This is a genomic window from Burkholderia sp. Ac-20365 (assembly GCF_017104715.1).
Taxonomy (GTDB): Bacteria; Pseudomonadota; Gammaproteobacteria; order Burkholderiales; family Burkholderiaceae; genus Paraburkholderia.
On sequence record NZ_JAAGPI010000005.1, the window covers coordinates 214,656 to 226,583 of the forward strand.

Consider the following 11,928-nt stretch of genomic DNA (forward strand, 5'->3'; position numbering starts at 1 on the left):
CCAGAGATGCGCCATGCTCCGTGGCTATACTTTGGCATGGGCGTTGGCTAGCCGCCGCTTAAGCGTGGTTAAACGTGGTAAAGGTCATTCAGGTGGGAATGCTCGTGCGGCACTGAGGCACCACTGAAGCGCGACTGTTCGCGTCGCCGGTACGAGCGATGCAGCGGAAGCCGCAAGGCAAAGCCCGTACGGCAAGATTTCGTAATGAGGGTATCGCATCGCACGCCCCGAAAAGGGGCATGCGGTTTTTGTCATCGTTCAGGGCGCGTGCGTTGCTTTCCTTAATTTGGCAACCTCGCTCGCGCTGACTGCCGGCGCACCGTTGTTCCAGGCCGCGCGGATAAACGTCAGAACGTCCGCGATCTGCTGATCATTCAGAACGGGCGCATATTTCGGCATCGGATAAGGCGCCGGAATACCGCCGATCACAATATCTTCCGTGCCGTTCAAGGTCACGTTGATCAGCGAAAGCGATTGGGTCTCCAGCACGTTCGGATTGCCCGCTAGCGGCGCGAGCAGTGGCGCGAAGCCCCGCCCATCCACGCCATGACAATGCATGCAGAACGCCGTATAAACGCGCCCGCCTGCATCGTTCGCCGGACGATTCAACGAAACCTTCGTCGCCTTTGCATCATAGGCATACGCGGTGGCGCCCGAATCGTTCACCGCGGGCAGCGACTTCAGATAGCGCGCGATTGCGGCAAGGTCGCTGTCCGACATGGCCTGCATGCTGTTATTGATGACGCTCGTCATCGAACCGAACGCCGACGCATGCTGGTTTGCACCCGTCTTCAGAAACTGCGCGATATCGGCTTCAGACCATCGCCCCAGACCGGCGTTATGCGCACCCGTCAGATTCGACGCAAACCAGTTGTCGACGGGAGCGCCTGACAGATACAGGCCGCCGCTTTCATCGAGCGCTTTCTCCTGAAACCCGATGCCGCGCGGCGTATGACATGAGCCGCAATGCCCGAGACCCTGTATCAGGTACGCGCCGCGATTCCACGCCACGTCCTTGCCAGGCTTGTCCTGATACACGCCCTTGTCGAGGAACACCATGTTCCAGAACTTGAGCGGCCAGCGCATATTGAGCGGCCATTTGATATCCGGCTCGCGGTTCGGCTGCCTGATGGGCCCGACGCCGTGCATGAAATACACGTACAGCGCGTGCACGTCGTCGTTGCTGACTTTCGCGTACGACGGATACGGCATCGCCGGATAAAGATTGTGGCCGTCCTTCGCGACGCCCTCGCGCAACGCGCCCCCGAATTCTTCCTCGCTATAGCGTCCAATCCCCGTGTCCGGATCGGGCGTGATGTTGGTCGAGTAAATTGCGCCCATCGGCGTCAACATTTGCAGGCCGCCTGCAAAGGGCTTGCCATGTGGCGCCGAATGACACGCGATGCAATCGCCCGCCTTCGCGAGATATTCGCCGCGTTTGACGAGCGCGTCATCGGCGCCGGCCGCGTGCGCGGAGAGAGCAATGATCGATTGGACGGCAGCGACACAGGCGGCTGCCTTCAACGTGGTTTTCATCGTCGGCCTCCGCTTATACGTTCACGAGCTGGTTGCCCACGGGCAATTGACGCAAGCGCTTGCCCGTCGCCGCGTAAATCGCGTTCGCGATGGCGGGCATCGCCGCCGCCGTTCCCGGTTCGCCGATACCGCCCGGCGCCTCGCTACTCTTGACGATATGCACGTCGATCACCGGCGATTCATGGATGCGCAGAATGCGATAGTCGGTGAAATTGTTCTGCTGCACGCGGCCGCGATCGATCGTGATCTCGCTGTAAAGCGCCGCCGTGATCGCGAAGATAATGCCGCCCTGGATCTGCGCTTCGACGGTGTTCGGATTCACCACCATGCCGCAGTCGACTGCGCACACCACGCGATTCACCTTCACTTCGCCCTGATCGACGCTCACGTCCGCGACCATTGAAAAGAAGCTGCCGAATGCATGCATCACAGACACGCCACGCCCCTGCCCCTTGGGCAGCGTTCCGCCCCAACCGGCCGCCTGCGTGGCGACATTCAGCACGTTCAAGGCACGCGGCGTTTTGCCCAGCAGATCGCGCCGGTACTTGACGGGATCGATCTTCGCCTGCGCCGCGAGTTCGTCGATAAAGCTCTCGACCACGAACGTGCCGCGCGTCGGTCCCACGCCACGCCAGAATGCCGTCGGAATCGCGCGGGGTTCCTGGCGCACGTAGTCGATCAGCTGATTCGGTAGGTCGTAGGGCAGATCAGCGGCGACTTCGACGGCGTCAGGATCGACGCCGTTCTTCATCGCGCCAGGCGCGAAACGCGCGAATATCGACGATCCGACGATGCGATGCTGCCACGCCACCGGCTTGCCATTCGCGTCGAGCCCCGCCGAGATCTTGTCGTAGTAGTACGGGCGATACATGTCGTGCTGGATGTCTTCCTCGCGCGTCCACATCACTTTCACAGGCACGTTCAACTGCTTCGCCACTTTCACGGCCTGCGTGACCATATCGAACTCGAGCCTGCGCCCGAAGCCGCCGCCCAGCAGAAAGTTGTGCACGACGATCTTGTCCGGCGACAGTCCCGTCACCTTCGCGCCCGCATCGCGCGCGCGTGTCGGCACCTGCGTACCGACCCAGATATCGCAGCTATCCGGCTTCACGTGCACGGTGCAGTTGACCGGCTCCATCGTTGCGTGCGCAAGGAACGGCTGCTGATAGACCGCATCGACACGTGTACTCGCTTTTGTGAAGGCATCGCTCACGTCGCCGTCCTTGCGCGCGACGGCGCCCGTGCCCTGCGACGCTTTCTCCAGATCGTCGACGATCGTTTTCGTCGACACCGTCGCGCCCGCGCCTTCGTTCCATGTGATCTTCAACGCAGCCGCGCCGCGTTTCGCGGCCCACGTGTGATCGCCGATCACCGCAACGCCGTTGTCGATCTTCACGATCTGGCGCACGCCGGGGATTTTTTTCGCCGCCGTATCGTCGACGCTCGTGAGCGTGCCGCCGAACACCGGGCAGTTGACGATCGCCGCATGGACCATGTCGGGCAAACGTACATCGAGGCCGAAGATCGCGCTACCGTCCACCTTCTCCGGCGAATCGAGACGCTTTGCCTGCGTACCGATCAGCTTGAAGTCTTTCGGGCTTTTCAGCGGTACGTCTTGCGGCACCGACAACTTCGCCGCTGCATCGACCAGTTCGCCGTACGCGACGCTGCGCTTCGTGTCCGCGTGGATCACCTGGCCGTTCTCCGCATGGCACGACGCCGGATCCACCTGCCATTGCTGGGCGGCTGCATTGATGAGCAGCACGCGCGTGGTCGCGCCCGCGCGCCGCATCGGCTCCCACGCGTAACGGATCGATGTCGAGCCGCCCGTCAGCTGGCCACCCAGCAGCGGGTCCATGAAGCGCTTTTCGTCGGGTGGCGCGTGATCGATCGTGATGTTGTCGAGCGGCACTTCGAGTTCTTCCGCGATCAGCATCGGGATCGACGTGTACACGCCTTGCCCCATTTCGACCTTGGGGACGATGAGCGTGACCTTGCCCGCCCTGTCGATCTGCACGAACGCATTCGGTGCGAACACGCCGTCTTGTGGCGTCTCGACGCCGTCGCCGCCGATGACCGTCTTGCGCGCGTCTCCTTGCCCGCGCGCGGGCATCGTGAAAGCCAGCAACAGTCCGCCGCCTGACATCGCCGCGACGCTTGCGCTGAACTTCAGAAAAGCGCGGCGCGTGACGAGTGCCGAGGTGCAATCGGGCGCTTTGCCATTCTGTGCTTCGAGCAGTCCTTGTGACATGTCACGCCTCCTTCGCGGCCTGCTTCACGGCCGCGCGGATGCGCTGATAGGTGCCACAGCGGCAGATATTGCCCGCCATGCCAGCGTCGATGTCGGCGTCGTCCGGATTGGGAATCTGGGTGAGCAGCGACGCTGCCTGCATCACCTGTCCGGACTGACAGTAGCCGCACTGGACCACATCGAGTTCGCGCCATGCAACCTGCACCCTTTTGCCGACGGGTGTATCGCCGATGGCTTCGATCGTCGTGATCTTTCTGTCGCCGACCGCCGCGACGGGCAACACGCACGAACGCACCGCGACGCCGTCGAGATGCACCGTGCACGCGCCGCACTGCGCGATGCCGCAACCGAATTTGGTTCCCGTGAGGCCGATGATGTCGCGTAGCACCCAGAGAACGGGCATGTCGGGCGGCGCATCGACATCATGCGACTGCCCGTTGACATTGAGTTTGGTCATCTGCTTGCTCCGATGCATGTCAGCTGATTTTTCCACCGCCCCGTTGCAACGCGCCCGCCCCATTGGTCCGGGCGCGTGTCGCTCGTCACAGCTGGCGCATCACCATCAGGCGCAACTCCGTCATGTCCTCGATGGCGTAGCGCACGCCTTCCCGTCCAATACCCGAGTCCTTGACGCCGCCATAAGGCATGTTGTCGACGCGGAACGACGACACGTCGTTGATCACCACGCCGCCCACGTCCAGTTCGTCCCAGGCGAGATGCGCATGCGCGAGCGAGTCTGTGAAGATGCCGGCCTGCAAGCCGAAATCGCTGTCGTTGACCGTCTTGATAGCGCGCTCGAAGTCATCGAATTTTTCGAGGATCGCAATTGGCCCGAACGCTTCCTTGCGGTACAGATCGGTGTCGTGCCCGACGTTTTCCAGCAGCGTCGCCTCGAACATCGCGCCGTCGACCTTGCCGCCCGCGATGATCTTCGCGCCCGCCCCAACCGCGCTTTCCATCCAGCCCGCGAGCCGCCGCGATTCCGACAGCGAGATCATCGGCCCAACGAAGGTGTCTTCGTTCTTCGGGTCGCCCATCTTCAGCGACTTCGTCTTCGCGATCAGTTTCTCGCGCAGCACGTCGTAGACCGATGCGTGCACGAGTATCCGCTGCACGCCAATACAACTTTGCCCCGACTGATAGAACGCGCCAAACGCGAGCCGGTCGACCACATAGTCGAGCTTGTCGCCCTGATCGCCATCGACGATGACAGCCGCGTTGCCGCCCAGTTCGAGCACCACTTTCTTCTTGCCCGCTCGCGCCTTCAGATCCCACCCGACAACGGGCGAGCCCGTGAATGACATGAGCTTGAAGCGGTCGTCGGTAGTGAAGAGATCCGCGCCATCACGATGCGCAGGAAGTATCGAGAACCCGCCCTTCGGGAGATCGGTTTCCGCCAGCACGTCGCCGATAATCAACGCGCCGATCGGCGTGCGGCTTGCGGGCTTGAGCACGAACGGCACGCCCGCTGCGAGCGCCGGTGCGACCTTGTGCGCCGCGAGGTTCAGCGGGAAATTGAACGGCGAGATGAACGAGCACGGACCGATCGGCACGCGCTTCACGTAAGCGTGATAACCCTTCGCGCGCTGCGAGATCTCGAGATTCAGGATCTCACCGCCAATGCGCACCGACTCTTCCGCCGCGACCTTGAATGTGTCTATCAGCCGCGAGACTTCGCCGCGAGCGTCCTTGATCGGCTTGCCCGCTTCGATGCACAGCGCCATCGCCAGTTCGTCGAAACGCTCGCGAAAGCGCGCAACGCAATGTTCGAGTACGGCCTGACGTTTGAAGGGCGGGAAGGCACGCATCTCAGGCATCGCGTCGACCGCGAACCCGATCGCCTTGTCGATCGCCTTCGCGTCTGCCAGTGCAACACGGGTGGCCACTTCGCCGCTGAACTTGTCGGTGACTTCGAGATCGGTGTTTGCCGCGACGGCTTCGTTCGCGAGGTAGTACGGGTAGCTCTTCTGCAACATGACGCACTCTCCTTCTGTCGACATGATCACGCATCGAGATTAATCAGCGCGTGTATACGTGTCTTTCCAGAAAAGCGTGCGGATATTCAGTATCCACGGATCGACTCAACAAGCATGTCGCTGCGACGTCTTTATCTTCCGGCGCCGAGCGTGATGGTGCAGGTCATGCCCATCGCGAGATGAATGCCCTTTGGCACGCCGTCCAGATGAATGCGCACCGGTACGCGTTGCGCGAGGCGCACCCAGGTGAAAATCGGATCGACGTTGGCGAGCAACTCGCCTGTACCCGTCGGATTGTCGCGATCCACGATCCCGCTCGCGATGCTGTCCACGTGTCCGCCAATATCGACGTTGCCGCCGAGCAGGCGCACGACGGCGCGGTCGCCAACGTGCACACCCTGGATCTTCGTCTCTTCGAAATAGCCGTAGACCCAGAACGAGTTCGAATCGATCATCGCCATGCGCGCTACGCCTGCGCTCGAATAGTCGCCCGGGTACAGGTTGAGATTGACGATATAGCCATCGGTCGGCGCGCGGACTTCGCTTCGCACCAGATCGAGGTGCGCCGTTTCCTTGCGGGCCAGCGCAGCCTTGAGTGCCGCCTGCGCTGCGGTATAAGCGGCCCGCGCAGCCTCCAGCGACGATTGCGACTGGCGCGACTGCAGCGCGTAGTCCGACCTGATTTCTTCCGATACGACGTCGCCCGAGAGCTTTTCCCGGCGCGATGCCTGGTCTTTGCGCATTTTCGATTCATACAGGCTCGCGTTCATCTGCGACTCGGCCTGCTGCAACTGGGCCTGCGCTCGCGCTACGTCGGCATCGGCCTGATCGACGGCATACCTGAACCGGTCGGGATCGAGCACGTAGAGCACGTCGCCCTTGCGCACCCACTGGTTATCCTTGACGCGAACTTCCTTGACGAGTCCTGAAACATCGGTGGAAAGATTGATGACGTTGGCGCGCACGCGACCATCGCGTGTCCACGGCGAGTACATATAGCGCACCCATATCGCGTGCATGAGCCACAGGGCGATCATCACGGTGACCAGCGTCATGGCGATTCGAATGAGATACTGCTTGTTCATCTTCCGCCCCGTTGGCTGTAGACATCTTCCCTTGCGCGACTCGCCGTCATGTTCTCTGGACGAGTAGCGCGACACCGCAGAACAGCACGGCAAACAGCGCGACTCTGAAGAGACCGGGGTGCCATGCAAGCCGATAAACACCCAACCTCGCGAGCAGCAGGTCCAATGCGATGAATACGATCACGCATGCGACGAGCGCGAGCAACAGGACGGGCGCAAAGAATCCGAACAATTCAATTTCGACGGGCATCGTCTTGACCTCGGTCGATATTCGCTGGCGTGGCGCCGACATCCGCACCGCCGCCCAGCGCCTTCATCAGCAGCACCCATGCATCGACCCGCTGGGCACGGATCAGCGCGAGATCCCGCTGTTGTTGAAGCATGACTTTCTGGGCAACAAGTACATCCAGATACTCCGTGATGCCTCCGCGATAGCCACGGTTCGCAAGATCGTACGAACGCATCGACGACTTCAGCGCGACATCGGCAGAGCTCTCCTGCTCCTTGAGCGACCTCAGCAAGGTCACCTGTTGCGCGACGTTCTGCATCGCGGACAGCACCGTGTCGTTGTACTTCAGTACGGCATCGTCGTATTCGGCTGTGGCAACACCGAAGCGGCCGCGACGGCGCCCCGCGTCGAAGATCGGCAGCGAGCCCGCCAATCCGACGCTATGTCCCACCGCGTCGCTGTTGATGAAATTGAAGAAGCCGCCGAACGGCGCCACGGAAGCCAGCGATGCGCTCGCGACGAGATTGATGTTGGGATAGAAGTCCGCGTGCGCGGCCTCCACTTTCTTCGCGGCTTCCGCAGCGCGCCAGCGCTGCGCGACAACGTCAGCGCGGTGCCCGATGATTTCCGCCGGCAGTGAAGTGGGCAGCGCGATGCCAACATCGGACGGCAAGGCCGGACGCGTCAACGCATCGCCAAAGCCCGGCCCCTCGCCCACGAGATACGCAATCTGAAGCCTCGCGATAGCGATATCGTTTTTGGCGCGAAGAATGTCGGTAATGCCAGCCTGATACTGAGTCCTTGCCTGGCTTTCGTCGATTTCACCAACGATGCCAGCCTGACGGCGCTTCGTGGCGATGTCGAGGTTGCGTCGCTCTTCATCGTTGATCGACTGGTAGATATCGAGCAGCGTGTGTTGAAGCGCGAGTTGGGTGTACGTGCGGGCCACCGCCACCTGTAGCTCGACTTTCGCGAATTGCGCGTCCGCCGCCGATGCCTGCACCGCGTCGAGCGCGCCTTTCTCGATAGCGCGATTTTTTCCCCACAGATCCAGATCATAGGAAAGCGTCACCGCCGCCGAGTTGTCCCAGACCGTCGTTCCGCCAGGCGGCGACGGCGTGGCGTAGCGCGGAAAACGGGTACGCGCCAGCGCGGCGTCGCCTTCGACATCCGGTAGTTCGTCGGCATGCAACGCACGCGCCTGCCATATCGCCGCCGTCACGCGCGACCTGACGATCGCCAGTGTCGGGCTTCCTGCGGCGGCCCGCGTCATCAGTTTGTCGAGTTGTGGATCGTGCCATGCGCGCCACCATTCGCTCGTGGGCCAGTTTGCGTCGCTTTGCGTCTCGCGCAGCGCGTTTCCTGCGTCGATCGATGCAGGGTCGATGAAGGACGCTTCAGGCTTGATGCCGGCGCCGCTAATGCAACTGAGAAGAACCGGCAGCGTCAGTCCCAGGACGAGTGAGAGCCTGAGTACCTCGGGCATGTTTTGAAGGCGCGCTTTCATGACGCGACGGCCGGGATGCCTGACGCGGCCTGCAGCTGATCTATCAACGCGGCTCGCGTCGAATACAGTCCCGCGCGCATTTCGAATATCGCACGGCGACTTTCGGGTGCCGGTTGATCCGCATGCTTTCTCAGCATGTCTAGCACATGCTCGGTTTGAGAAAGCGCTGTCTTCAGGGCACCGACGTCGGCTTTCTCCGCCACGCATTCCATTGCGTGTAGCCACTCGCGTTGCGCGGCTTGCCATGAGGGTGGTAGCGCATTCGCTTCGGAATCAGCCAATGCCCTGACGTGAATTAACGCGTTGGCAATCCAGAGCTGACCGAACGCCCATTTCGTGATCTTCTCGCGATACGCTTGAGACACGCCCGGCACAGTGACGATACGCACAATGAGATCGCGCATCGACATACCCAATTGCGCCGATGTCTCGACGTCGATCACATCCGTCGAGGCATGCGATAGAACGTCGCCGATACGTCGGGTGTACTGCTTCGCCAGCCATTCACCCTCTTTGGGCGCGACGAGTGAAAACGCAATCGCGGCCACACCGATTCCGATCAGCAGGCCAAAAGCGCGATCGAGAAGATATGGCGGATCATAGACAGCCACATTCATAGGCGTCAGGAGGTAGCACAGGTAAATACTGAATCCTGCGCCCATACTCGCGAAGCGTGGGAACGTGGCGGCGTAGCTGCTGAAGAAGAGCAGAATGCCGAAACACAACGCCAGAAGTGAAACATCGCCAAAGGCGGGCATCAGCATGAAGTTGACGACGAAGCCCACCACGCACGCGATCGCACAGCCCGCGAAGGCTTGCCAGCTCGCGGCGACAGGGGTTGGGCTCAGTGAAAAGAATCCACTCGTAATACCTGCGGATACGACCGCAATGTAGCCGTTGGTCCACCCCGAAGCGATCCATGCGGCACCGACGACACCCGTTGCGATAGTCGCGCGTAATCCCGAAAGCAACGCCGACAAACCATTCGAGCGGATAGGCGCATTGCGCATGAACTTGATGGCCTGAACAATCGGCAAGGACAGCTGGATCTTCGGCGGACTCAGTACGATGCTGCACGCGCCGCAGAAATCGCGTAGCGAACTCGTTGCCGTATAGACCTCGGCGCCAACCATTTCTATCACGCGGAAGTCGGCACTTTCGGGGCTCACCTTGCCGAGCTGAAGCGCCACGAGATCGGGCAAGGATTCTTTTATCGACGTTAGCCGGGCCTGCAGTTCCGTCAACCTTTTCTCGGTCTGCCCGGCATCCGTATCCTCGACAGTTGCGACTTTCACCAGCAGAGCGAACATATCGTTGATCTCATTCTGCAACCCGGCGTCGAGATGCTGCGTCAGTTGCCTCGCGCGGTCCAACGCGTATAGGCGTGTTACTGCATCGAGGAACGAGCGATCGAGCGTTGTCAATGCGTCGTTGCGCAAACGCATTTCCGGATCTTCGAATACGGCGGCGGTACGCAAGTCTTCTATCGCCACACTCTCGTGTATGAGCTTCATGTAGCTTTCGATGGGATCGTCCCTGCTGTTCCCCAAAGCAGCGGAACGTAGCGCGGGCAACAGTTTGGCCAATGCGGTTTGCCGCCACGCGATCAGTGCAGGAACGACTTTCTGGGGAAACACGAGCGCGCTCACCAGACTGCCCGTCGCTACGCCTATCATGACTTCACTGACAATGTGAATCAGGTTCGTAACGACGTCATATGGAACCGACCATTCGGGGACGGTCGTAATGCATGCGGCGTAACCCGACAGCACGAATCCATACGACTGGTAATTCTTGTAGTATGACGACCCCGCGACGAACAGCCCCACCCATATCGACAGACCGGCAATGAACAACGGCGGTTGCTGGGCGAAGAGACTGATCAGCGTCAATCCGGCAAGGCTTCCGCACGCAATCCCCAGCATTCGATAGAAGCCGCGCGCAATCACCATTCCGCTTCGCTGCTGCAGCATCACGATCACGGCTGACACCATCGACGTTCCGGGCGCTCGCAGTTCCAGCCGCATGCAGATCAACATGCTCAGGATGATCGCCAATGCGGCTTTGAACGCGTGCAAAAAGCGCGGGAAATCGTCATTTCGATAGACAACGGCCTCTTTCAAAAGACCACGGAGAGTCGCAATCATGTCCGTTCGACCTTGTCGCATCGAATTTTTGTGGGATGCCGCCGTCTATTCCGACCGTACCGCCCGACGTCGTGCGCGGTTCATATTAACGCCGCAGATTTGCTCATTCTTTCGCGTCCGCACGGGAAATTTCCACAGCAAACCATGATCCGATATGCGTTTGATGTGAATGCTATGGTCGGTTCACATAGACGTTGATTGCGGGTCACTTGCTCTCCATTGGCAACTCTCTTCTCGTGTATGCCTCATTAATCTTCATTTGAAGATCCCCTAATCTTCTGGTCACGAACCGCCTTCATTCAGTGGGAATCTTCAGCATGAGTTGCGGAGGGAAAAAGTTGAGTCCGCTACGATCTATCTTCCTGTTTTGTATCGCCCTGATCTTGCCCGTATCGGCATTTTCGCAAGGCGCGAGCGGCCCACTTACCCGTGCGCAGGTACTTCAGCATCTCTCGGATCTGGAGAGTGTTGGATATCGCCCCTCGGAAGCGTCGAGTCTGCGGTATCCCTACGACATCGAAGCAGCGGAAGCCCGCCTTGCTGAAAAGAAGCGCGAAGAGAACGAACGCAATCAACCACTCCCTGATGTTCAGTCCGCAACCAGCACCGTCCCATCCACCGCCGTCACGCCCGACGGCGAACCGTAAGCTGCCAATGCCCACGAGCAAATAACGTGTGTTCAGAAAAGACGTCGCTATAGCGTGACCGGGACAATGATTCAACGGACGATACAGCGGCGTCACCTACACGCTGTGCCGGTTGCCGGCTTTCAACCCGACACGAGGGAGAATCGCTATGTCTTTAGGCAGAAACCTGATCACCGTTTCGATCGTCGCGGCGGCTGTCGCAGGCGTAGCACCCGCCTATGCACAGACCGACCCTGCGGCAGCCAGTGCGACCACCGCTCCGCCCACCAAAAAGGTCATCCGAAAGCAGAATCACCAGTTGGAGATCAAGGTCCGGCATGCACTGACTGCGACGAAGCACCTCGATTCTTCCGGTGTCGTTATTCTGGCTCGCGGCGGTGAGATCACATTGCTCGGCGAGGTACCGGACGCTTCGCAAATACCGGTTGCGGCATCGGCGGCCAGCAAGGTTGCAGGCGTGACGGGCGTGACTAACAACGTACGCGTTTCCGAACCTGGCAATTGAGCCGTCACGCTTGATGGGATTGTCGTGAGTGGGACCGTTGTCTCA

Annotated in this window: 10 protein-coding genes; 2 read left to right on the forward strand and 8 right to left on the reverse strand. The window is 60.5% G+C overall.

What is annotated here, in order from left to right:
* Positions 1 to 258 precede the first annotated feature (258 nt).
* From G3O01_RS12135 to G3O01_RS12170, 8 genes are all read right to left on the reverse strand, one after another.
* Entirely contained in the window at positions 259 to 1,536 is a 1,278-nt protein-coding gene (locus tag G3O01_RS12135; RefSeq protein ID WP_205804887.1) for a cytochrome c, read from the reverse strand.
* A 13-nt stretch (positions 1,537 to 1,549) separates the two neighbouring features.
* The gene (locus G3O01_RS12140) at positions 1,550 to 3,787 is read right to left on the reverse strand and encodes a xanthine dehydrogenase family protein molybdopterin-binding subunit (RefSeq protein ID WP_205804889.1); all 2,238 of its coding nucleotides are present in this window, start codon (positions 3,785 to 3,787) and stop codon (positions 1,550 to 1,552) included.
* 1 nt (position 3,788) lies between these two features.
* The gene (locus G3O01_RS12145; RefSeq protein ID WP_205804890.1) at positions 3,789 to 4,244 is read right to left on the reverse strand and encodes a (2Fe-2S)-binding protein; all 456 of its coding nucleotides are present in this window, start codon (positions 4,242 to 4,244) and stop codon (positions 3,789 to 3,791) included.
* Between the two features lie 85 nt (positions 4,245 to 4,329).
* Positions 4,330 to 5,763, reverse strand: a complete 1,434-nt coding sequence (locus G3O01_RS12150) for an aldehyde dehydrogenase family protein (RefSeq protein ID WP_205804892.1) — start codon at positions 5,761 to 5,763, stop codon at positions 4,330 to 4,332.
* Between the two features lie 131 nt (positions 5,764 to 5,894).
* The gene (locus tag G3O01_RS12155) at positions 5,895 to 6,848 is read right to left on the reverse strand and encodes an HlyD family secretion protein (RefSeq protein WP_205804894.1); all 954 of its coding nucleotides are present in this window, start codon (positions 6,846 to 6,848) and stop codon (positions 5,895 to 5,897) included.
* Positions 6,849 to 6,894: 46 nt separating this feature from the next.
* Complete coding sequence (locus tag G3O01_RS12160; RefSeq protein WP_205804895.1) at positions 6,895 to 7,098, reverse strand: DUF1656 domain-containing protein; 204 nt, start codon at positions 7,096 to 7,098, stop codon at positions 6,895 to 6,897.
* A complete protein-coding gene (locus G3O01_RS12165; RefSeq protein WP_205804896.1) occupies positions 7,082 to 8,584 on the reverse strand; it encodes an efflux transporter outer membrane subunit in 1,503 nt (500 codons plus the stop codon). Before G3O01_RS12165 ends, G3O01_RS12160 begins: the two co-directional genes overlap by 17 nt.
* A complete protein-coding gene (locus tag G3O01_RS12170; RefSeq protein ID WP_205804897.1) occupies positions 8,581 to 10,731 on the reverse strand; it encodes an FUSC family protein in 2,151 nt (716 codons plus the stop codon). The genes G3O01_RS12165 and G3O01_RS12170 overlap by 4 nt, the downstream gene beginning before the upstream one ends.
* A 338-nt stretch (positions 10,732 to 11,069) precedes the next feature.
* Between G3O01_RS12170 and G3O01_RS12175 the strand changes: the two genes are divergently transcribed.
* Positions 11,070 to 11,378: a DUF4148 domain-containing protein gene (locus G3O01_RS12175; protein WP_205804898.1), complete on the forward strand. Its 309-nt coding sequence runs from the start codon at positions 11,070 to 11,072 to the stop codon at positions 11,376 to 11,378.
* 148 nt (positions 11,379 to 11,526) lie between these two features.
* The gene (locus G3O01_RS12180; RefSeq protein ID WP_205804899.1) at positions 11,527 to 11,883 is read left to right on the forward strand and encodes a BON domain-containing protein; all 357 of its coding nucleotides are present in this window, start codon (positions 11,527 to 11,529) and stop codon (positions 11,881 to 11,883) included.
* Positions 11,884 to 11,928: the final 45 nt, after the last annotated feature.